22 protein-coding genes are annotated in these 21,688 nt (G+C 61.2%); 12 read left to right on the forward strand and 10 right to left on the reverse strand.

What is annotated here, in order from left to right; translation table 11 throughout:
• Window positions 1-136 precede the first annotated feature (136 nt).
• Window positions 137-1,042, reverse strand: a complete 906-nt coding sequence (locus tag ACYPXD_RS26985; protein WP_459718599.1) for a LysR family transcriptional regulator — start codon at window positions 1,040-1,042, stop codon at window positions 137-139.
• A 159-nt stretch (window positions 1,043-1,201) separates the two neighbouring features.
• Here ACYPXD_RS26985 and ACYPXD_RS26990 point away from each other — a divergent pair, with 159 nt between their 5' ends.
• From ACYPXD_RS26990 to ACYPXD_RS27000, 3 genes are read left to right on the forward strand one after another with little or no spacing between them, the layout of a single operon-like run.
• Window positions 1,202-2,620: a M20 family metallopeptidase gene (locus tag ACYPXD_RS26990; RefSeq protein WP_459718602.1), complete on the forward strand. Its 1,419-nt coding sequence runs from the start codon at window positions 1,202-1,204 to the stop codon at window positions 2,618-2,620.
• Between the two features lie 30 nt (window positions 2,621-2,650).
• Window positions 2,651-3,943, forward strand: a complete 1,293-nt coding sequence (locus tag ACYPXD_RS26995) for an MFS transporter (protein WP_459718605.1) — start codon at window positions 2,651-2,653, stop codon at window positions 3,941-3,943.
• Window positions 3,944-3,978: 35 nt separating this feature from the next.
• A complete protein-coding gene (locus ACYPXD_RS27000; protein ID WP_459718608.1) occupies window positions 3,979-5,022 on the forward strand; it encodes a serine hydrolase domain-containing protein in 1,044 nt (347 codons plus the stop codon).
• A gap of 97 nt (window positions 5,023-5,119) precedes the next feature.
• Here ACYPXD_RS27000 and ACYPXD_RS27005 read toward each other — a convergent pair whose 3' ends face one another.
• From ACYPXD_RS27005 to ACYPXD_RS27015, 3 genes are all read right to left on the reverse strand, one after another.
• The gene (locus ACYPXD_RS27005) at window positions 5,120-5,344 is read right to left on the reverse strand and encodes a hypothetical protein (protein WP_459718611.1); all 225 of its coding nucleotides are present in this window, start codon (window positions 5,342-5,344) and stop codon (window positions 5,120-5,122) included.
• A 156-nt stretch (window positions 5,345-5,500) separates the two neighbouring features.
• Entirely contained in the window at window positions 5,501-6,529 is a 1,029-nt protein-coding gene (locus tag ACYPXD_RS27010; protein WP_459718613.1) for an alpha/beta fold hydrolase, read from the reverse strand.
• 136 nt (window positions 6,530-6,665) lie between these two features.
• Window positions 6,666-7,400 carry an SDR family NAD(P)-dependent oxidoreductase gene (locus ACYPXD_RS27015; protein WP_459718616.1) on the reverse strand — a complete coding sequence of 245 codons (735 nt, stop codon included), beginning with the start codon at window positions 7,398-7,400 and terminating at the stop codon, window positions 6,666-6,668.
• Between the two features lie 135 nt (window positions 7,401-7,535).
• Between ACYPXD_RS27015 and ACYPXD_RS27020 the strand changes: the two genes are divergently transcribed.
• From ACYPXD_RS27020 to ACYPXD_RS27040, 5 genes are all read left to right on the forward strand, one after another.
• Window positions 7,536-8,618 carry a DnaJ C-terminal domain-containing protein gene (locus ACYPXD_RS27020; RefSeq protein ID WP_459718621.1) on the forward strand — a complete coding sequence of 361 codons (1,083 nt, stop codon included), beginning with the start codon at window positions 7,536-7,538 and terminating at the stop codon, window positions 8,616-8,618.
• A 238-nt stretch (window positions 8,619-8,856) separates the two neighbouring features.
• Window positions 8,857-9,399: an ankyrin repeat domain-containing protein gene (locus tag ACYPXD_RS27025; protein WP_459718624.1), complete on the forward strand. Its 543-nt coding sequence runs from the start codon at window positions 8,857-8,859 to the stop codon at window positions 9,397-9,399.
• A 149-nt stretch (window positions 9,400-9,548) separates the two neighbouring features.
• The gene (locus ACYPXD_RS27030; protein ID WP_459718626.1) at window positions 9,549-10,409 is read left to right on the forward strand and encodes a MurR/RpiR family transcriptional regulator; all 861 of its coding nucleotides are present in this window, start codon (window positions 9,549-9,551) and stop codon (window positions 10,407-10,409) included.
• Window positions 10,410-10,589: 180 nt separating this feature from the next.
• Window positions 10,590-10,751 carry a hypothetical protein gene (locus tag ACYPXD_RS27035; RefSeq protein WP_459719721.1) on the forward strand — a complete coding sequence of 54 codons (162 nt, stop codon included), beginning with the start codon at window positions 10,590-10,592 and terminating at the stop codon, window positions 10,749-10,751.
• 31 nt (window positions 10,752-10,782) lie between these two features.
• Entirely contained in the window at window positions 10,783-11,337 is a 555-nt protein-coding gene (locus ACYPXD_RS27040) for a carboxymuconolactone decarboxylase family protein (protein WP_459718629.1), read from the forward strand.
• A 126-nt stretch (window positions 11,338-11,463) separates the two neighbouring features.
• Here ACYPXD_RS27040 and ACYPXD_RS27045 read toward each other — a convergent pair whose 3' ends face one another.
• From ACYPXD_RS27045 to ACYPXD_RS27055, 3 genes are all read right to left on the reverse strand, one after another.
• Window positions 11,464-12,537 carry a DUF6765 family protein gene (locus ACYPXD_RS27045; protein WP_459718632.1) on the reverse strand — a complete coding sequence of 358 codons (1,074 nt, stop codon included), beginning with the start codon at window positions 12,535-12,537 and terminating at the stop codon, window positions 11,464-11,466.
• A gap of 172 nt (window positions 12,538-12,709) precedes the next feature.
• Window positions 12,710-12,865 carry a hypothetical protein gene (locus ACYPXD_RS27050; protein WP_459719627.1) on the reverse strand — a complete coding sequence of 52 codons (156 nt, stop codon included), beginning with the start codon at window positions 12,863-12,865 and terminating at the stop codon, window positions 12,710-12,712.
• Complete coding sequence (locus ACYPXD_RS27055) at window positions 12,817-13,716, reverse strand: alpha/beta hydrolase (RefSeq protein ID WP_459718635.1); 900 nt, start codon at window positions 13,714-13,716, stop codon at window positions 12,817-12,819. Before ACYPXD_RS27055 ends, ACYPXD_RS27050 begins: the two co-directional genes overlap by 49 nt.
• A gap of 279 nt (window positions 13,717-13,995) precedes the next feature.
• Between ACYPXD_RS27055 and ACYPXD_RS27060 the strand changes: the two genes are divergently transcribed.
• Together ACYPXD_RS27060 and ACYPXD_RS27065 are read left to right on the forward strand one after the other, a co-directional pair.
• Complete coding sequence (locus ACYPXD_RS27060; RefSeq protein ID WP_459718639.1) at window positions 13,996-14,355, forward strand: DUF4148 domain-containing protein; 360 nt, start codon at window positions 13,996-13,998, stop codon at window positions 14,353-14,355.
• Window positions 14,356-14,383: 28 nt separating this feature from the next.
• Window positions 14,384-14,878: a YkgB family protein gene (locus ACYPXD_RS27065; protein WP_459718642.1), complete on the forward strand. Its 495-nt coding sequence runs from the start codon at window positions 14,384-14,386 to the stop codon at window positions 14,876-14,878.
• A 323-nt stretch (window positions 14,879-15,201) separates the two neighbouring features.
• On the opposite strand, the gene ACYPXD_RS27070 is transcribed toward ACYPXD_RS27065, so the two are convergent.
• Both ACYPXD_RS27070 and ACYPXD_RS27075 read right to left on the reverse strand, forming a co-directional pair.
• Entirely contained in the window at window positions 15,202-16,176 is a 975-nt protein-coding gene (locus ACYPXD_RS27070; RefSeq protein WP_459718645.1) for a response regulator transcription factor, read from the reverse strand.
• 29 nt (window positions 16,177-16,205) lie between these two features.
• Window positions 16,206-16,484 carry a hypothetical protein gene (locus ACYPXD_RS27075; protein WP_459718648.1) on the reverse strand — a complete coding sequence of 93 codons (279 nt, stop codon included), beginning with the start codon at window positions 16,482-16,484 and terminating at the stop codon, window positions 16,206-16,208.
• An 893-nt stretch (window positions 16,485-17,377) separates the two neighbouring features.
• On the opposite strand from ACYPXD_RS27075, the gene ACYPXD_RS27080 reads away from it, so the two are divergent.
• Window positions 17,378-17,818, forward strand: a complete 441-nt coding sequence (locus tag ACYPXD_RS27080) for a hypothetical protein (protein ID WP_459718651.1) — start codon at window positions 17,378-17,380, stop codon at window positions 17,816-17,818.
• A gap of 16 nt (window positions 17,819-17,834) precedes the next feature.
• Here ACYPXD_RS27080 and dld read toward each other — a convergent pair whose 3' ends face one another.
• Entirely contained in the window at window positions 17,835-19,586 is a 1,752-nt protein-coding gene (dld, locus tag ACYPXD_RS27085) for a D-lactate dehydrogenase (RefSeq protein WP_459718654.1), read from the reverse strand.
• A gap of 545 nt (window positions 19,587-20,131) precedes the next feature.
• Here dld and ACYPXD_RS27090 point away from each other — a divergent pair.
• Window positions 20,132-21,637 carry a PucR family transcriptional regulator gene (locus ACYPXD_RS27090; protein ID WP_459718658.1) on the forward strand — a complete coding sequence of 502 codons (1,506 nt, stop codon included), beginning with the start codon at window positions 20,132-20,134 and terminating at the stop codon, window positions 21,635-21,637.
• The last annotated feature ends 51 nt before the right edge of the window (window positions 21,638-21,688 follow it).

A 21,688-nucleotide genomic window follows, 5' to 3' on the forward strand; every position in this document is an offset into this window, starting at 1 on the left:
GTTGATAGCGGGTTCCGGTTCAAACAATATAAAGCGGCACGCGATGCGGGAACAATCCGCGTATTAGATGGGGTGATAACAAAAGTGGATCGGGGCGGACTGATCGGCAAAGTTCACGGGCCCTCGCGAGACAGGCTCAATCCAGCAGCGCCGGGTTATGTATCGCGCCCGTCAGCAATTCGATAAACGTTTGCATTGTCTGCGGCAGGATGCGCCCCGCCATCGTCTGCACCTGCAGCGTACGCTGATGCAATTCCGCATTGACGATCGGCACGGCCGCGAGTCCATCGGCCTTCAGGCGGCTGCGTACCGTCACATAGCCCGTCAAGGTAAACGCGTCGGTCTGCCGCACGAAACTTTGCAGCGCGGCGTGATAGTTGCTCACGAATACGGGATCGAATACGAGCCCCTCGAGGCTGCACGCGATATCGAACAGCTGCCGGATCGTCACGCCCTGGTGATCGATCGCAAGCGGCCACGCGGCGAGATCGGCAAGCGACACAGATTCGCGCGCGCCGAGCGGATGATCGCTTCTGACGAGCGCGAAGATCGGCGCGCGCTGCGCATACAGCACGTGAATGTCCTTTTCCGGCGCGATACTGAAACAGACGGCGATATCGGAGGCGCCCTCGCGCACGCGCTGCGTCGCAACGGACGGAGCGGACACATCGAGCTGGAAATGCGTGGCGCGATGCGTCTTCAGAAAACGCGCGAAGACTTGCGGTAAAAAGTGCGGCGCCACGCCTTCGGAGCTTGCCACGCGTATGGTTGCCCGGCCGCCGTTGGAAAGGCCGCGGATTTCTTCGGTGACGCGCTCCGCATCGAGCAGGCTGCGCTGCGCATGTTCGGCAAGCAGACGTCCCGCATCGCTTAGCACCATGCCGCGCGGATGCCGCTCGAACAGCGCCGCACCGACTTCCTCTTCGAGCTTCGCAATCTGCCGGCTCAATGCGGACACGGCTACGTACAAACGCTCGGATGCCTTGCTCAGCGACCCGCTGCGTGCCACTTCGAGAAAGTAACGCAGTGCTGTGTGGTCCATATCGACAGATGGTTGCATTGCCGTTTCGGCAACGGTACGTGCCAAATATTGTAATTGTCCATAAATATCGTCCACGTCAGGATCGCGACATGGGTTTTGCACGAATGCCGTATGTCCCCTCGCCTCACTCGCCGCTGCGGCGCTGACCGGAGAGCAACGTTGACACGTGACATCGCGATTCAATCGGCAGCCGAACAGTACGATTCGGGCCGCTTCCTCGAAGACCTCGGGCGCCGCGTCGCCGCGCGCACCGAAAGCCAGGAAGCGGACAGCGGCGAGCGACTTCATGCCTATCTCGCCGACGAGATCGCGCCGCTGCTCAGCGCGTGCGGCTTCACATCGCGCATCGTCGCGAATCCGGTAAAGGGCGCCGGACCGCTTCTGATCGCGCACCGCCATGAAAGCGATACGCTGCCGACCGTGCTGACGTACGGGCACGGTGACGTCGTGCGCGGCTACGACGCGCAATGGCACGCGGGCCTCGCACCGTGGCGCGTCACGGTGGACGGCGATCGCTGGTACGGCCGCGGCACCGCCGACAATAAAGGACAGCACAGCATCAATCTCGCCGCGCTGCAAGCCGCGATCGAGGCACGCGGCGGACGGCTCGGCTTCAATGTGAAGCTGCTGTACGAGACCGGCGAGGAAGTCGGCTCGCCGGGCTTGCATGCGCTCTGCGAGCAGCTACGCGACGAACTGCGTGCCGATGTGCTGATCGCGTCCGACGGTCCGCGCGTAAGCGCGCACAGGCCGACGCTCTTTCTCGGCTCGCGCGGTCTCGTCAACTTCAGGCTCGACGTCACGCTGCGCGACGGCGGTCACCATTCGGGCAACTGGGGCGGGCTGTTGCGCAATCCGGGCATCACGCTCGCGAACGCGATTGCATCGATGGTCGATGCGCAAGGCCGCATTCTCGTCGAAGGCCTGCGTCCGCCGCCGATCACCGATTCGGTGCGCCGCGCGCTCGCCGATATCGAAGTCGGCGGCTATCCGGGCGAGCCCGCCATCGATGCCGATTACGGCGAACCGGGCCTCACGCCGACCGAACGCGTATTCGGCTGGAACAGCCTCGAAGTGCTCGCGTTTCGCACCGGCAATCCGGATAAGCCGGTCAATGCGATACCGCCGTCGGCTTTCGCGCATATGCAATTGCGCTTCGTGGTCGGCACCGACTGGCAGAACCTCGAGTCGATCGTCCGCCGTCATCTCGATGGGCACGGCTTCGCGCACGTCGAGCTCGATGTCGAACGCGGCGTTCCCGCCACACGCGTCGATCCGGATAACGCATGGGTGCAGTGGGCACTGCGCTCTATCCGCGAAACGACCGGCAAACCCCCTGCGCTGCTGCCGAATCTCGGCGGCACCTTGCCGAACGACGTGTTCGCCCATGTGCTCGGCATGCCGACGCTGTGGGTGCCGCACTCCTACCCCGGTTGCTCGCAGCATGCGCCGAACGAGCATCTGCTCGGACCTGTCGCGCGTGAAGCGCTGCAAATCATGGCGGCCCTTTTCTGGGATCTCGGTGCGGGACGCCCCGATAGCGCCGGCCGCCACGTCTCCAGCTCCGCCCTTTCCTGAACCGCTGACCGTTGCGTAAGGACATCGCCAATGCGCCTCGACTCCACCACGACGGCGGGCTCGCTCGCTGAACGCGCATCGCGCGCGAACGTGTCGCGCCTGATCGTCGCGACCTCGATCGGCAACGCGCTCGAGTTCTTCGATCTGATTGTCTATGGCTATTTCGCGACGATTCTGTCGCATCAGTTTTTTCCCGTGCATGACAAAACGGTGTCGTTGCTGCTGACACTCGGCACATTTGCGCTGTCGTATCTGGCGCGGCCAATCGGCGCGCTTGCGCTCGGCTCGTTCAGCGACCGCAAAGGCCGCAAGGCATCGCTGACACTATCGATCACGATGATGACGCTCGGCACCGGCATGGTTGCATTGATGCCGTCGTACGACGCGATCGGACTCTTCGCGCCGTTCGGCATATTCGTTTCGCGTCTTCTGCAAGGCTTCTCGGCCGGCGGAGAGTTCGGCAGCTCCACAGCGTTTCTGATCGAACACGCGCCCGAGCGCAAAGGATTTATGGCGAGCTGGCAGTTCTCGAGCCAGGGCGCGAGCACGCTGCTCGCGTCCGCGTTCGGCGCCGTGCTGACCAGTACGCTCGCGCCCGACGATCTCAACAGCTGGGGCTGGCGCATCCCGTTTCTGTTCGGCATGCTGATCGGTCCGGTCGGCCTGTATATCCGCCGACGCATCGACGAAACGCCCGAATTCGAGCGCGCCGAAAAGGCCGCGTCGCCGGTTCGCGAACTGTTCGCCACGCAAAAGGCACGCGTGCTCGTGTCGATCGGCGCGCTCGTGCTGACGACAACCGCAAACTACATGCTGCTCTATCTGCCGACCTACGCGTCGCGGCAACTGGGGCTCGCCGCATCGTCGGGCTTTATCGCCACGCTGATCGCGGGCGGCATCGTGATGGTGCTGACGCCGCTCGTCGGCCATTGGTCGGACAGGGTCGGCCGCACGCGGATCATGCTCGGCGCCGGCACCCTGTTTCTCGTGACCATTTACCCTGCCTTCGTGTTTCTGAACGCGCATCCGTCGCTGCCCACCCTGCTCGTGGCCGTGATCTGGATCGCGCTGCTCAAGGCAACCTACTTCGCGCCGATTCCGGCGCTGATGTCCGAACTGTTCCCCACCCGCACACGAACCACAGGAATGGCGCTCGGCTATAACATCGGTACCACCGTGTTCGGCGGTTTCACGCCGCTGGCGGTTGCGAGTCTGATTGCGGCGACGGGCAATAATCTCGCACCGGGTTTCTATCTGATGCTCGCGGCGATCATCAGTCTCGTTACGCTCGGATGGGCACGCGCGCGGCTCAGTGTTCGCTAGCCGCCAATTTATCGACCTGACAGCAGGAAGCATTCATGCAACACGCTTTACAGCAAGCCGTGCAATTCGCAGTGGAAAACGAATCGCTCTGGGACCGTCATGTGAACGGCAACTGGGGCGTGCACGTGAACGACCCGCCGCCGTGGAACAGGCTGCTCGGTCCGGTGCATGACCGCGGACCGGCTTCCGGCACGATCGCAGTGGACGGCCGGGTGCTCGTCACATGGGGCGAGCCGGATCGGCCCGACCTGACATTCAGTGTCGCGAAGATGTATCTCGCGTTGCTCGCCGGCGTCGCGCACGACCGGGGCCTTATGCCCGACGTCGACGAACCGGTGCGTGTCCGGGTGCCCGGCATCGGCTTCGATGACGCGCACAATGCGCCGATCACATGGGCGCATCTGCTTCAACAGACGAGCGAATGGCAAGGCACGTATTTCGGCTTATCGGATCAGGCCGATCACTTTCGCACGGTGAATTTCGCCGCGCCGCCCGACGGCAAAAAAGGCGACCTGCGCGCGTTGCAGCATCCCGGCACATACTGGGAATACAACGACGTGCGCATCAATCAGCTTGCGCTTGCACTGCTGCATCTGTTCAGGCAACCGCTGCCGGACGTGTTTCGCGAGGCGATCATGCGGCCGGCCGGCGCGAGCGAAAACTGGCAATGGGTCGGTTACGACAACGCATGGATCGATATCGATGGCCGGCGCATGCAGTCGGTACCGGGCGGCACGCACTGGGGCGGCGGCATGTCGGTCAGCGCGAACGACCAGTTGAAGATTGGGCAATTGCTGCTCGACGAAGGTATCGCGAACGGCCGGCGCCTGCTGTCGAGCGAATGGATTGCGCGGATGCGCACGCCCTGCGCGATTGCGCCGTTTTACGGCTACCTCGTGTGGCTCAATACCGACAGAAAGATTTTCCCGAGCGTGCCGGCGTCGAGCTATTTTGGCGTCGGCGCGGGCAGTTCATTTACGTGGGTCGAGCCCGAGCACCGGATGGTGGCGATCGTGCGCTGGCTGAATCCGGCGGCTGCCGATGGTTTCTTTGGGCGCGTTCTCAACGCGATTGGATAGGCCTTCAGGCGAGGACTGCGGCGCCATTCAGACATCGACGCGCACCGGCAACACGCCGGCGCTGCGTCCGTTTAATGACGCTTCAATGCGCGACGCTTCAATGCGCGCTGCGCGCGCCGCGCGTCAGCGAATCGAACAGCTGTTCCGCTTCGGTCAATTCCTCGAGCGCACGTTCGAGGCGCGATACCGCATCCGAATGGCTGATTGTCGATTCGCCTTCGGCTTCCCCACGCACGAGGCGGAACGCCTGTTCGACGTTGCGCGTCGCTTGCATATAGCGCGCAGCGGCGTTCGATTCGCGCGAGTGAGAAATGGCTGCCATGGTGGTCCTCCGTCTGCCTGCACATTACACAGACGCCAGGTTACCAGGCCGGCAACGGCCTGTCCAGGAACTCGCGCACAGTGTTGTAAACAGGCTAAGAGGCTCGCTTGCGCCCGATAGCGGCCGGGCCGTTATGCGTCGACAATAGATACGCCCTTACGTTTGCGCAATGAAGCGCCCGATCTCCACGTTCAACTGTTGCGCAGCGGCCGGTTCCGCCTCCGATGCCGCCATATGACCACTGTCGTAGGGCAAGTGCAGCAGCGTGCTGCCGGCGATCTGTTGCGCCGCCCATACGCCATCTTCGACAGGATTGTAAAGATCGAGCCGCGGCACGCCGATCATCGTGCGCGCGGTGATCGATGCGAGCGCTTTCGCGGTGTCGCCGCCGAAGCCGGGCGTCTGTCCGACGTCGTGAGCATCGTATGCCCACGACTGATACGTCCAGTCGAGCGGATCGCATTGTTGCCCGCTCCACCACCGCGTGCGATGCTCGAGCCACGCGTCCACGCTGCCCGCTTGCGCGACGTCGATGGCAAAGCGCTGCGGCGTGCGATTCGCGAATACGTGCATCACGCCGACCCATGCGGACCAGTCGGTGGCCGCGCCGCCGCGCATCAATTCAGGATTTGCGTTCGCCAGCGCGAGCCGGCCTGCGTGGTTCATCGCCTGTGCCCACGGCGCCGTTTTCGCCATCGGCACCAATGCAACGATGTGCGACATGAAGCCGGGAAACTGCACGCCCCACTGCAAGGCCTGCATGCCGCCCATCGACGCGCCCGCGACCGTATGCAACGCATCGATGCGCAGATGATCGAGCAGACGCTTCTGGCTCGACACCATGTCGCGAATCATAAAGCGCGGGAACTGCGTGCGCGGTTGCGTCGCCGAATTCGACGGTGAACTCGACAGCCCGTTGCCGAGCGCGTCGACCACGACGATCGTGAAGCGCGACGGATCGAACGCACGGCCCGCGCCGATCAGAAAGTCGAGCCGGTGATGCGTGCTGCCGATCGCGCAGAGACCGAGAATGACGGGCTTCGTCCGGTCGTCGAGATCGCCGTGCACGACATACGTCAGGCGAAGATCGTCGATGTGCTCACCGGATTCGAGCGCAAAATGGCCGAGCGCCGCGCTTCGATGCGGCACGTCGATCCAGCCCGGTTGTAAAGGAGGATGGCGCATTTGTCAGGATTCGATTACCGCGCGATTACGCTTCCCGATGCGAGACGCTCGAGGGGCCGGATTCACGTCGGCGAATGCGAGAGTGTGATTGTCGAGGCCACATAGTCGTCCAGTTTGAGCGCGCCGTCGAGATGCGCTAGCTGCTCATATACCAGCCGCCATTCACGTTGATCGTCTGGCCGTTTATATATCCGTTGCTCGCGAGCAGCACTGCGACATCGGCGACTTCGTCGACGTCGCCCAGGCGCCCGACCGGAATCACATCGCGTTTGATGTTCGGATTGCCGGCAACCATATCGGTCTCGATCAGCGCCGGCGCGATGACATTCGACGTAACACCGGTTTTCGCGAGCAGGTTCGCATAACTGTGCGCAAGCCCGATCATGCCCGCCTTCGACGCCGCATAATGCGGACCGATCACGCCCCCCGTCTGCGCGGCCACCGACGACAGCATGATCAACCGTCCCCAGCCGCGCGCCACCATGTCAGGCGCGACTTCCTGCGACGCAAGATAGGCCGACGTGAGGTTCGTTGCGATCGTCGTGTGCCAGTCGTCGGCGGTAAGCTGCTGCCATGGCTTCGCAAAGCCGACACCTGCATTGTTGACGAGCACGTCAATCTTGCCGAACGCGTCGCGCGCGCTGCCGGCCATCTTTCTGATCGCCGCCGCCTCGCTCACATCGACCTGGATCGCGATTGCTTTCGCGCCGGCCGCTTCGATCTGCGCGACCGTTTCGCGCGCGGGTTCGGCCGCATCCTTGTAGGTGAGCACAACCGACATTCCGCATTTTCCATAGGCAAGCGCAATGGCCTTGCCGATGCCGCGGCTTCCGCCCGTTACGAGCGCGACTTTTCCTGCCAGATCCTTCATCGCCAATCCTCCTTACCGTTAGCGACAGCCGCGCGGCCGCCCTTTCCGCTCGGGCTGTCTTTCAAACAATTTTCGCCACGACCCGATCGCATCACTTGATAGACTTGCAGCTTGCACAGACGACGGATAGAACGCGTGAGCATCGGGGAATACTACAAGCGGCTGAACCTGCCTGAAACCGCATCGCCTGAAGAGATCAAGAAAGCGTATCGGCGCCTGCGCGCGAAGTACCATCCCGACCTCAACAAGGGCAGCGAATCGAACGTCGAGCCCGTCTTCAAGCGCATACAGGAAGCATTCGAAGTCTTGACCGGGGCACGCGCGCCCGCGGCGCATGGTGCTTCCGCCACGCAGGAAGCGAACCGTCCTACACAGGCGCGCCCGCCGCAACCCCAGGCGCCGCGCGCGAACGAACGCGATGCGCGGAGCAAGTCCTGGTCCACCGCGTCCGACCGCTGGCAAGCGTACCGGTCAAACGACGACCGGCCGCCGATGCGCGGCGCGAACCGCCACGACAAGCTCTACGTACCGCTCGACGTCGCGTTGAACGGCGGCCATGCGCCGACCAGTTACCAGATAACCGCGCCCTGCCGGCAATGTGGCGGCATGAGCGCGCGCGTCAATGCCGGGCCCTGTGCCGATTGTGAAGGACAAGGCAAAACCGCGCTCGGTGCACGCTGCGGGAGTTGCGGCGGCAGCGGACGCGCAAACATCGATCGCTGCCCCGCCTGCCAGAACACGGGCTCCGAAAGCTACTGGAAAACCGATCAGGTTGCCGTGCCCGCCGGCGCCTGGGACGGCCAGCAACTGACGGTGCCCGACGGCGGCTTCCCCGGTGCGAATGGCGGCGCCGCAGGCAATGCCCTGCTCTCGGTCGTCATTCTGTGCGGCTCCGACATCGAGCGAGACGGACTCAATCTGACGCGCGAACTGAAAGTCGATTACGTGACGGCGACCCTGGGCGGCACATTCGACGCGCATCTGCTCGGGCGCAACTTGCGCGTTGCGATCCCGCCGAACTCCACGCAAGGCAGTGTGATCCGTTTGCCTGCGCATGGTTTATCGGATGCATCGGGCAATCAGGGCGAACTGAGGCTGCATGTCGTGCTCGCGATGCCGGATGCTGCGCGCTACCTGACCGACGAACAGCGTGCGCAGCTCAAGCAGATGTTCGACGATGCCGCGCGACGCCTGAAAAGCGACGACGACGCGCAATGATCGCGAGCCGCGATGTGTGGTGCTGCATCGCGATCCTCAGCAAGTATCGACCAACGCGCACCGCGCGGCGCGATGAGATTCCGCGTTGCCGCGAACGCCGGCTCGCGGCGGGCGATGGCGCGTCCATGCGCCGTTTGCCTACGCCATCGAGCGATCCGCGCTATGCTTGACGCAGCCTCGGCGCCGTTCAATGCGGCTTTGCACACCGGCGCTGCCCCCCTATCACGAGGAGTCCGCGATGACCGACACCCAGAAGCCGACGCAAGCGCGGCAACCATCCGAGGAAATGGATCCGCAACTGATCGAACTCGCACACGAGGTGTTCGAACTCGCGCGGCGCGGCGATGCGGGAATGCTGGCCGCGGTAATCGAGAAAGGCGTGCCGCCGAACCTGCGCAACGACAAGGGCGATAGTCTCATCATGCTTGCCGCTTATCACGGCCACGAGAACGCGACGCGCACGCTGCTCGAACAGGGCGCCGACCCGAACCTGCGCAACAACAACGGCCAGACGCCGATTGCGGGCGCCGCGTTCAAAGGCTTCAAAACAATTATCGAAATCCTGCTCGATCATGGCGCGGATGTGGAAGGTGCCTCGCCGGACGGCCGCACCGCGTTGATGGTGGCGGCCATGTTCAACCGCACCGAGATCGTCGACTTGCTGATCTCGCGCGGTGCGAACCCGCAGGCACGCGATGCGGGCGGCAATTCGGCCGCCGATGCGGCCGCGCGCATGGGCGCCGCCGATACCAGCGCGCAACTGACGAAGCCGCGAAGCTGAAATTTCATGCTTCATCCAACCTGCAGCGCGCCCGGTGCGGCGCGCCGCCTGCTTCATCGAACAGCGCTTTCGCTCGTGGTTAAATAGCGCCGGCTAATCCCCCTCGCAGCGCGACCCGCTGCGATATCCGCTTACCACGAGGCACTCCGGTGACCCAGACCTTCGACGCGCTCGCGGCGACGATCCGCGAGAAGTTTCCCGAACTGAGCCCGCAATTTCAGCTTGCGGCGGCGTTTTTGCTCGACAACCCCGATGAAGTCGCGGTGCTGTCGATGCGCAAGGTCGCCGAGCGCGCGAGCGTCCAGCCGGCCGCGATGGTGCGTCTTGCGCAGTATCTCGGCTTTCCGGGCTGGAACGAGTTGCGCGAGATCTTCGTCGGCCGCCTGCGCACGCGCCCCGAGCCGCTGACCGCGAAGGCGCGCTCGCTCGTCAAAGGCGGCTCCGGCAACCGGTTGACGCAAGCCCTTGCCGTTGCGCAGGCGCATAGCCTCGACACCACGGTCGCGCACAACGCGGGGCTCGTCGCCGAAGCGGCGAAACTGATCCGCAAGGCGCCGCATGTGCACGTCGCGGGGTTCCGCTCGTGCTTTCCGGTGGCGTTCGGGATGGTCTACGGATATCGCTTGTTCCGCTCGTCGGTGAGCCTGATCTCGGCGGAAGCCGGCACGCTCGAAATGGAGCTGCGCAGCATCGATAAACGCCATGCGACGGTTGTGATCAGCTTTGCGCCGTATTCAGCCGAAGCGGTGCGCGTCGCCGACGCCGCCGTGCGGCAGGGCTCGCGGCTGGTTGCGCTGACCGACAGCGCGGTATCGCCCATCGCCCTGAACGCGGACCAGACGCTGATTTTCTCGCATGACACGCCGTCGTTTTTCCCGTCGCTGGTGGCGGCCTCCGCGCTGGCGGAGATGCTTGTGGCGCATCTGCTGGCGCTCGAGGGCAAAGATGCCGTTGCGCAGCTCGCGGCAGCGGAAGCGGAATTGCATGCGAGCGGAGCTTATTCCGTTTAGAAGCGCGGTTTAGCCGCACCGCCAAAATCCCCGCCTCCACACGATTTTCCGCATTGACAACATGTGTTGTTACTAATGTAGAACTTTGCATCGTGTGCTTCATCTGTTCCGGAGGCCGGAAAATGACCCGGGTATTCCAACGCGCACCGCGCCCCACGTTACCGGTCACGGTGGCCGGCGATGGCATCGAGATCGTCGATTCGCAAGGCCAGTGTTATATCGATGCAAGCGGCGGCGCGGCCGTTTATCTGCAACGAACAGCCGATTGCGAAAATTGTCGGGCGGCTCGATGGTGCGATCGGTGCTGCGTTGACGCAGATCGGTGCGCCTTCGGCGCTATGATGTTTGCGCTCTCCTCCACTTCGACTTGACCATGAGCCAACGACTTCCGCAATTCCAGGCCGCCACGGCCACCGACGAACAGAAGGCCGTTCTCCACGACATCCTGAGCGGTCCGCGCGGCAACCTGAACGGTCCGTTCCTCGGCTGGATTTTCAGCCCGGAGCTGGCGCAGCACGCCCAGCGTTTGGGCGCGTTCTGCCGTTATCAGACGGGTCTGCCGCTGCGCCTGTCGGAACTCGCGATTCTCGTCACGGCCGCGCGCTGGCAGGCGCAGGCCGAGTGGTACATCCATTATCCAATCGCCATGCAGGCGGGCCTGCCGGCCGACGTCGCCGAGGCCATTCGCATCGGTCTGGAGCCGAAGTTCGCCGATAAAGACGACAAGCTCATCTACCAGTTCGCAACCGAACTGTACGAAGCGAAGCGCGTGTCGGATGCGACCTATAAGGAAGCGGTCGAGCGCTTCGGCCATACCGTCGTTGTTAATCTTGTCGGCCTGCTTGGCTACTATGCGCTGGTCGCGATGACGCTCAATGTGTTCGAGATGCGCGCGGAAGGTCAGGACTCGCTGCCGTTCCACGAATAAGCGTAAGCAGCAAACGTGCGCCACGGGTGCGTGGCGCACGCGCTCTTTTATTCGAATGCCTTATCGTTCGGGTCTGCGTGGAGCCTTTCCGTCGTCGCCGCTTTTCACCCGGAAAGACTCGCTCAATTACGCAAGCCTCAAGCCGCACTTCGGCAGGATCTCCTGCACCACCGCAAAGCGATGCTCCTTCACTGCGTCGTGAAACTTGCGATAGTCGCTGTTTTCGAAGGCCTTCGAGTATTTCGGCTGCACCTTGCCGTCGTCCTTCACCTTGATGCCGGTCGCGCCGTGTTTCCACGAGCCTGGGCCTTTCGCGACGTAGACCGGAATCGCTTCCTGAATGCCAGGAATCGAGCCGGCCACGACCGCATCGCGAATCACGTCAAGGCGCTTCTGCTCATCCCGATCTGTGTTGTGCTCGAGCAAGTGCTGCAGCGCCGCTTTCGCCCCAGCCGGCAGCCCCGGTTGATCGGTGAAATCGGCGGTTTTCGCGGCCCACGCCTGCACGACGCGGCAAGCCATATCCGCGGCTTCCATGAATTGCGGCAGGTTATCGCGATGCACTGTTTCGTTCTTGCCGTTCACGTAATGCCATTTCGCCCAGGGCAGGTCCGGGTAAGTCAGCGCGGCGCCATGCCCGAGCGGCAGCGCACGCGTGAGCACGTCGGACTGCAGCTTGTCGATCAGATGCCCGGTGTAGTGCTCGATCCGTTCGAGCCAGTCTTCGCGCGAACAATCCTCCGCTTCCAGATGCGACACCTTGTTGTAGTCCGATTCGATACCCGAGAACCCCTGGTGTGCCCACGTATCGACGTAGGTATGCAGCGTGGTGCCGAGCCGGTGCAACGCGTTGTCCGCGCCGCGGCGCTCGAGCGCGTGCCGCACGAGGTCGCGCGCGACTTCGCTGTCCGGCCGGCAGATCGCGCGCTGCTCGAGCGTTTCGCCGACGCCCGCCGGCAGGAAGTGAAAAGGCGTCCAGACCAGCCGGTTCAAATCGTCTTGCGTGTTCTCGTAGTCGAACAGCTGGTGGGCGGACGCGAAGCGTTCGAACTGCTCGCCGCCCGCGAATCGCAGCAGGCCCGGCGTCGTCGCGTCGTCGATGTACTGGCACGCATGCGCGACGGTTTGCGCGTCCTTTGCGGACAACCCGCCGAGCCGCGTCGTGATGTAGATCACCCCGTAGTGGAAATCGATGTTCATGCCGTGTCTCCGTATGGTTATCTTCGCTTTGCGTGGCGCGCCTGCACGCGCTGTGTAGGCACCGCCTCAATACAAAGCTGCGACACAAATACATCGATTCGCGCGCAGCGGCCTCATCCGAAAGTCGAATCAGACACGCTCGCTTTTAACTACATGGGCGTTAATCAATCAATTAATCACGACGATCTGATGAAAACGCCTTGCACAACGCGGCCGCCGATCGCTCGATCAGCGCCTTGCCCGCATCGAGTGCACCGGCAAACGACGCAAAACCATGAATCATGCCCTGCCAGCAAACATGCTCGACTTCGACTTTCGCGGCACGCAGCTTCGCTGCGTATTCGTCGCCCTCGTCGCAGAGCGGATCGTGGTCCGCGGTGAGATCATCGCCGGCGCAAGACCGGTCAGATCGTTCGCGAACAGCGGCGACACGTCGGGCGACGCGCGGTCGATGCCGGGTCGCAGCCATGCGTCGTAGCGCTCCTGCATATCGGTGCGGTCGACGAGAAACGCAGGCATGCCGAAGGTCTGCCACGACGGTCGCGACATCGTCGCATCGGTGTTCGGATAAAGCAGTAGTTGCAGCCGCAACGACGTACCGCTCGCCCGCGCGCGCTGCGCGACAAGCGCGGCCAGCAGACCGCCCGCGCTATCGCCGCCGACCGCGAGACGCGTTGCATCGACATCGAGTTCGACGGCGTGCACGGCGAGCCATTGCAACGCGGCCCACGCGTCATCCGTTGCCGCAGGGTACGGATGCTCGGGCGCGAGCCGATAGTCGACCGCCATCACCACGCATTGCGCGCGATTCGCGAGCGCGCGCATCAGCACGTCGTGACTCTCGAGACTGCCGGCAACAAAGCCGCCGCCGTGATAGTAGAGCAGCGCGGGCGCCCCGGCGATCGCCTCGTTTTTCGCGGCATCTGCGTCACCTGCACTGTCGCTGCGCGGATCGTAGATGCGCACCGGAATCGCGCCCCCAGGCCCCGGCAAAGTCCGGTTCGTCACCTTCGCCACGGCCTCCGGCGTACCGCGCACCGGGGTGTGGCGTGCGATTCGCGCGCGTAACGCGGCCACCCGTTCTGCAAACGTCAACGGCGCCGCCGACGCGGGTTGTGCGGCAGCCTGCCGCCTCATCTGTTCGAGCAACGCCACCACTTGCGAATCAAGCTCATTCATCGGTGCGGCCTTCCGTTTGCGATCGGCAACGATCGATTCTCAGCTAACGCACGACGCGTCCGAATATTCCTCACGTTGCAGCGCAGCACGCCGCATTCGCCGCGTCACGACCAGGCCTCGACGCGCGCAGCGCCGCCTGCCGCGCCGGTCTACGGCATCTGCCGGCCGTGATCCGATCAAGCAGATTCATGAGCCGCCGCGCCATTCACGCTGCCGGTGCGCGCCTCTAAAGTTCACCCCATGCCGTCGCCGACGGAAACTTTCCTAGAGGTGTTAGCCATGAAACGTCTGAATCGCGCTCTTATCGCCGCATCGCTGGTCGTCGCTCCCTTGACCGCTATTTTCGCCGCGCCTGTCGCTGCCCCTGCGGCTGATGTCGCGCCGCTCACACGCGCTCAGGTGCGCGCCGAACTGATCGAGGCCGAACAGAACGGCACATATCCGACCAGCAAGGTGCACTACCCGGACGCGCAACCGGATGCGGCAACCGTCTATGTCGCGAATCGCGCGGCCGCCAAAGCCGGTGTCGACAGCGCGTACGGCGGTTCGCCTGCCGGCAGCTCCGTGTCGGGTGCGCGTGCAGGCGGCGCCGTATCGGGCGAGCGTCCGCAGTTCGGCAACCTGTATCGCCATCACTAAGGCATTGAACAACGCAAGAGGAATACAGATGAACACGCTGATCAACAATCTGGCCCGCACAGGCTTGATGAAACAGGACGTCACGTATCACGTCGTCCGTGCATCGATGGTGCTGATCTTCGTTTTTTTCGGCTACCAGAAATGGTTCCAATACGAGGCGCAGGTGCTCATTCCATATATCAGCCACGGACCGCTGATCTTCTGGCTGTATCCGGTGTTCGGCATTCGCGGCGCCAGCTGGTTTCTCGGCGTATCGGAATGGTTGTTCGGCGCGCTGCTCTTTATCGGCTTCTGGAACAAGCGCATCGGAGTGCTCGGTGCGCTCGGCTCGGTCGCGACTTTTGTCGGCACCGTGACGATCATTCCGTTCATGCCTAACGGCTGGGACACAGCGGCTGGCGGTTTCCCTGCGATGGCCGGCAACGTGCCGTTCCTGATGAAGGATGTCGTGCTGCTTGCGGTATCGGTCTACCTGCTCAAGGAAGATGTGGCGAGAGTGCTTGCCGAACGGCGTACGAGATAAAGCGGGAAGAAGAAGTGAGGAGACAACGGCCGGAAACGCTCATGCGTCAAAACCCGGTAGATGGAGGTTGATTCGAGGGCGCGTGCAATTCAACGTTGCACGCGCCCCTGAACCATTGAACAGCACGCGCTTCTTTGCATGCCTGTCGAGCAGGCTTGCCCATTCGCTTGACAAGGCACCGTGAGGCGACCGTACCAGAAGGGACTACGTCGGCGAACACATCCGCGATCGGCGCAACTGACAACACCTGCCGCCGTAACCGCCGTGACGGCAGATGGACCTACGATGGACTGCGTCGGGCGACCTCGCATCGTGTATTCGCATCATTTGTGTTTTGGCGGCAACGCGTATTTCCCGGCCTCGATAGCATCGCGCAGTCGCTCGTTTTCATACGTTTTCCGTTGCAGTTTCGACTGCAGTTGACGAATCTTCTCTTTCGCGGCATCGATATCCGATATCAGCACCGGCGGATGACGGCACTCGGCGCCATCGCCGCCATCGGACGTTGGCGTACGGGGCGCCGCAAGGGCTTCGGTGCGACCGGCCGTATCGTCCGCCGGATATGCTTCCGCTGCGGCGGCCTCGGCTACCTTCGACAGACGAAACCCGACGCCGCGTACCGTCTGGATCGTAAGGCTGTTTTGCAGTGGCTTTAGCGCTTCCCTGAGTTGGGTGATGTATACGTCAACAATGCCGCCACTGAGAGACTTGCCGAACCATACGTTGTCTATGATGTCTTTGCGCGAGAGCACCCTGTATGGGTTTTCGACGAAGAAGCGTAACAGCCTGTAGCAGACCGGAACCAGCTTTAGCTCCACCTCGTCGACGGGGTCGGGTCCGGTTCGCATAAATGCCCGGCGCGCATCGAAGTCCATCGATAGGGTGTCGACCGAAACCCGGCGGGGCATTTCACGATACTCAATCGGACGTAGCATGACCTTGATACGCGCAAACAACTCCCGAATGCCATACGGTGCTCTCACATAATCGTCAGCGCCCTTCTCGAGCGAACGAACGCACTCTTCCTCGCCGGCGCCCTCTTCGCCGAGCACAATGATAGGCAACCGGCCGGTCGCCCCGCGATTGCGTACACCGTCGATAAGCGACAACCCCGATGCGTCCGGCAGCTTCAGGCGCAGCAGTATCACCTCAGGGCACGCCTGCGCTATAACGAGCAGAGCGTGTTCGACCGAAAAGGCGACCAGTGATTGATGTCCTTCCAGCCTGAACTCGTTCCACAACACTTCGGCAGCCGATGTATCCCCTTCGACGATCAGTATTTTCGCTTTGGTTCCCATAGTTGGCGCAGAAAATCTCGCACTGAGCGTCAATCATCGTGACTTCGCTCGATGAGGTTCGACCGCTCGGCTTTCCCGCGTGAAGTACCGTCATCGCAGACTTTCGCTATCGAGCGCAGCATTGCCTCGCACTGCAACTCCGCGCCCTCGACAATGCCGGGGTCATCGCTCGACTGCGCATCGGCAAAGCACGCCTCTACCTTTGGCCACTCGGCGTCGCGATATGCGGGAGTCCCATCACCAGCGGCATGGGTGGCGTCGACAACGATAAAAAAAGTGCAGAACACCAACAGGCACTGTGTTCTCATTGTGGATCTCCATGACCGTGACGCGGAACCGCGCGCGCTGGCTGCTTCGGGCCAGGTTGATGAGAGTCCGATCAACCATCAGTTCGGATGCCTTGATGTACCTGACTCCCGGCGAGTCACGCAATGACTGAAACACACAACGGTGTTCTGCTCGCATCGCCGCCTTTGAATTGTTCGGCCGGCAGTCACCTTATACGATCCGCATAGACCAGGCCACTGTGCATTTCAACAATCGCATTGTCGTCGGCAACAAGCGAACGGACGATTCCACAAACGACGCCTTGGCACACAAGCTTTTCCATCGCCGTTAGGCCAGTTCAGTCCGCTTTCGCATGCACCTCCCAAGACGACGGTGCTTCGCATTCCATATCTATAGATTCGGTCGCATGCGTTAAACGGAATCGATCAGCGCCTTTCAACATGAAACCGGAAAGCCCTATTGGCATGTCTTCATACACGACGAGAATGCCCCGACTTTTTAAATCATTCGTTTACGAGATTCATATTTCGCATAACAAAATACACGGATCAATTTTATTTCCGATATTGATCGGAATCTCTCGCCTCACCACCCCGATCCAAAGAGGAGCGTAATGTGAAAGCAGGTATTCAACATGTCGAACTTCGTACCATCCGGCTGCCCCAACATGTAAATGGTCCAGACAGCTACTTGAGTCGTTCCGTAATGTGCCTTAGCCAATTGGCAGCGGCGATTTGCCTGTGTGTCGTACAAGCCCCCTTGGCACATGCGCAAGGCGCACGTACGTCCGGCGATGAGATCGCCGTCAACCCGGAACCTTCAGGGTCGAAGCCAGACAGGAACATTCCGCGCGACGAAGCGGAGCCGTCCGGTTTTAATACGGGACCGACAAAGCAGATCGTGAAAGGATGCGTTGGCCCTGTCAGCTTCTGCAATGTGTACTTCGGTAGTTAAGGTCGACGCCTCGCGCCTTCTGACGCGTGAGGCAGTCGTCGGGATCATTCGTACACACCTGGTGACGACTTCCCTTGCGGCGATCGTCGTGCAGGCGGCGGTCGTCGCGCCGATGATTCTTTTTGTGAAAGTACCCGAAGCGTTCTTTCAAACGGGCGCGTTCCGTCTTGCCGCAGGCGCTTTATTGATTTCGCTAGTCATTCTTGTGCGAATCGCTGCATATCTCGGATATCGGACGGCGGCCAAAGGAGGTCACATTAAGGCACCCACCCAGGAAGATCCTGAGCGAGTACAAGTACTCATGCGTTATCGCCCTTACCCGCTGGCGGTGCTTCATCTGCGTTTCAACGGCAAGAAAGCGAAACTGATAGAGCACCAAGCCGCAACCCGTACCACCTGAAGTGGTCGACCACGCTTTAGCTATTTTCGTGCTCCGTTTCGCGATAGCGAAAGAACTTTGACATCTTTCCGATTCCCGGATTAAAGCAATTGCATGGGTCGATCTGTCGGTAAAAGGAAGCAAGCGCGCTCTTGGCGTGGTACAGATGACCGACGTTGTGCTCGGCCGGATACTCCGCGCCGCGCTTGTCCAACAGTGCCCACATCTGGTGTTCCAGGTCGACGCAATCGTGGCCCTTACGGACGATGTAGTCCTGATGGAATACGTGACACAGGAAGTGGCCGTAATAGAGCTTGATCGCGATCTGCCCGTCGATTTCCTTCGGTAAGGTCTCGACCCATTCGAGATCGTTGCGTCGCAAGGCGATGTCGAGCGCAACGATATCCTCCACTTCCTGGCCATGCACCGCGCGATACCGTACTGCCGCGCCTGCGGCGGCGAAGCGGTGCAGGAAAGCCTTGGTTCCCTCCGCGTCGGTGCATTCGAAGTAACCACCGGTGTGCCCGGCAAAGTAGCGCTGCAGGTAGTCCCGCGTTTCGGCGACGCTCTCCGCTGCCACTTTGAGAAGCAGATGATGCTCGTATTTGTCCCGGTATGCTCGCATTCTGGCCGGCAGATGGTTCGGAAACAGCTTGCTCGCCAGTTGCATCAACCGGTCCGTCAGGTGCGAGGGTAAGAAGCCCAAACGATCGAATACCGCATCGAGCCGGCTACGCAGGGCAAAGAGCGCAGGAAGCCGGGATGTGCCCAGGTACTGAATCGCAAGAAACGTATCTTTTCCGTAAACGGCCGCGACGTCGAAGGCATCGCGATGCAGGTACTCACCCGAAATGGGGAGCCGGGAAAATTGACTGAGCACGTGCCTGCGAATGTCGGTCAGTTCGTCAGGTTGATTGGTGCCGATATAAAACACTTTCGTGTCTTTCTCGATGGGGAATGTATCAAGCCGGACGGCAAAGACCATGAGTTTGCCCGCAGACCCTGAGGCTTCATAAAGCCGGTGCGTATCGGCGTTATATCGAGCGGGGGTATCTGCATCGATTTCTCTAACGTGACTTGCATAGTGATGATCGGACGCATCGCCGGCATCATGCCTTACGTCGTCGGGGGAAAATTCGTGTTGGTCCAGGCGCCGAAGGATCTGCTCCGGGCTATCGCCAAGGTCGACGCCTAAGTGGTTGACAAGACTGAGCGCGCCCTTGTCGTCCACGCGAGCGTAGATGGCAAGCTGCGTGAAGGCGGGCCCGCGATTGACAAGTGCGCCTCCGGAGTTATTGCAGATTCCGCCGAACACCGACGCACCAATGCAGCTCGACCCGATTACCGAGTGCGGCTCGCGGCCGAGCGGCGCAAGCGTCGTCTCCAGTTGATCGAGTGTCGCGCCGGGTAGGCAAATCACCTGTCGTCCGTCATCGATAACGTACAGCTTCTTGATACGGCTCGTACTGACGATGACGACGTTGCGGTCATAGTCATTCCCGTCAGGAGTCGATCCGCCCGTCAGTCCGGTATTCGACGCCTGTGTGATAACAATGACATTGCTTGCCACGCACGCCTGGAGAACCTGCCATTGCTCGACGAGCGTGCCGGGCCGAACGACGGCCAAAGCATCACCGTCGCCAAACCGGAAACCTTTGCGGTAACGACGCGTATCGGACGGCGAAACCAGAACGAACCTTGAGCCGACAATCCGCTTAAGGTTCGCCACGAGGCGATCGTTGCCCTCGTCAGAAGACGCGGCATTGATATCTGATTCACGACGAGGCATTGACACTGTAGGCTCCTTGTTAGAGTCTGGCCGAACCTGCTATCTGCCCAGTCGGCACGTGGACCTCGAAAGAACGCTAACGCGCGGAGCCAGGACATCATTCCGAATTTGCATGAAAAATTCCTGTATCCGAAGAACTGGATAGCGCGCGCCTGACTATTTCGATTCCGTAACGATAAATGTCGAAAAATTATTCCGGCTACTAACGAAGACTTGTGGCAGAGGCAATCAGACCTCATGCCGCGCGGCATACATCATCCGCGTGCCTCAATGAAAATTCTTTAGTGACATTGCACAAATCGATTGTGCTTTCTTCTAGTTCTCAGCCGCACCGATACATGTTCAGATAGGAAGATACGCAGACCGGGGGTCTCAACGTTCAACGGTCGCGTCGCCCTGCGTTTTTCTATCGCACCGACGAGATGGAAAGTCGGGACATCAAGACGAATTTCGTCTGCAAATCCTCCCATTGAGATATTGGATTAATGTCGGCCCTATGTCTAACCTCATGGGAACGATTTTTTTTACCGGTACGAATCGCCCGTTTGGACGGGCCAGCGTGCGGACCGGGCACCCTGAACAGAGGAAACGACGATGCAAACCGAGTACGCCGCGGCAGTGCGCAAACTGCAACCATCGACCTGCATCCCGCGCTCTTGCGCGCCGACGCTCGTGGTCAATCCACGTTGCGATTCGCCCAACAGCACAGAAAAGTAAGCGACGGGCAAGCCATGACTTTCTCCGCGCTCATGCCCGAAGCACCGAAGATCGGCGATGAGCTCCAAAACAGCATCGCCGCGTTACACGACGAGCCGTGGTATCTGGTTGAACACTGCTATTCGGCTGTGATGCACGTGAACGGCTATGAAAAGCTCGGGCTATCCGAAAGGAAGGAGGTGTTTCATACGCTCGAGCTGATAGTCGCCCGCTGGTGCAGCCTGGTCCTCGGGGTGGACAACGCATTTCCAAACCAGCTCGACCAACTCGAGGCGTCGATCCGCCGTCGCGTTCATCAAGGTATCTCGCTTGAGTCGGCATTGTGCGCGTTCCGCTTAAGCGTCAAGGAGCTTTGGCTCGCTCATCTCGGGCTTGGCGAGCACGACCACGCGCTACGCGACGAACTACTTTTTGTGGTCTCGCCCTATCTGCTGGAATACGCAGATTCCATGATGCAGTTCATCCAGCGTGTTTTTCTCGACGAACAACTTCATCACACGCTGCGGCGCGAAGAGATGCGGCGCCGATTAGGTGAAATGGTGTTTTCAGGTATCGACGAAGATCAGGACTTCAACCAGATTGCGCGTGGCCTTGGCTTTGACACGATGCTGCCGCGCGTAGCGCTGGCGGTCGATTACGAACCGGCAGAGCAGTCGAAGTCTGACATGGAGGCCGCATTGGAGCGTCTTGCGTCGGGCATTGCGCAGGTGATGAAAGTGCCGGCGGACGAAATCGTGCATGTCACGCAACGTGGCCAGAGAAGTCGCTCCCGGCTGATCATGTGGCTGCCCTGCACCGGCAAGTGTTCGTTGATTTCCAACCAGAGAGCACTCGCCGGTGCGATCGTCGACTACGCAAAGCCGATATCGGAGATCCGGGCCATCGGCGTAGGGCTCATGAACCGCGGTCTAAGCGGCTGGGCGGCTTCGGCTGGGGAGGCGAACACAGCGCTCGACTTCCTGTCGCCTCGCCGCAACATGGCCAAGGTGGCGTTCTATGCCGACATCGTGATCGATGAAAGCATTCGCGCAAACCGGAGTGCCCTGCGCTATTTCGAAGCGATGCTCGAAGAAATACTTCACGAACGGGATCTGTTGAAAACACTCGAGTGCTACTTCAACAATCGACAGCAGCACAAGAGCACTGCCGCGGAGTTAGGCATTCATACGAACACGCTCAGGTACCGGCTCGATCGCATCGAAATGCTGCTCGGCGCGAAACTCGACACCCCTCACTGGATGGCGCAGCTCTTCATTGCGCTAAGGCTGCGCGACGCGTGTTCCGCTCGTGCCGGCACACATATCGAAAATCTCGCGTCCAGCGCGAATAACTGACGGCTCCCCCAGAAAACGTTGGATTTGACTCACGTCGGCTCCGGCCGTCGA

It is taken from the genome of Paraburkholderia sp. 2C, from assembly GCF_054589215.1.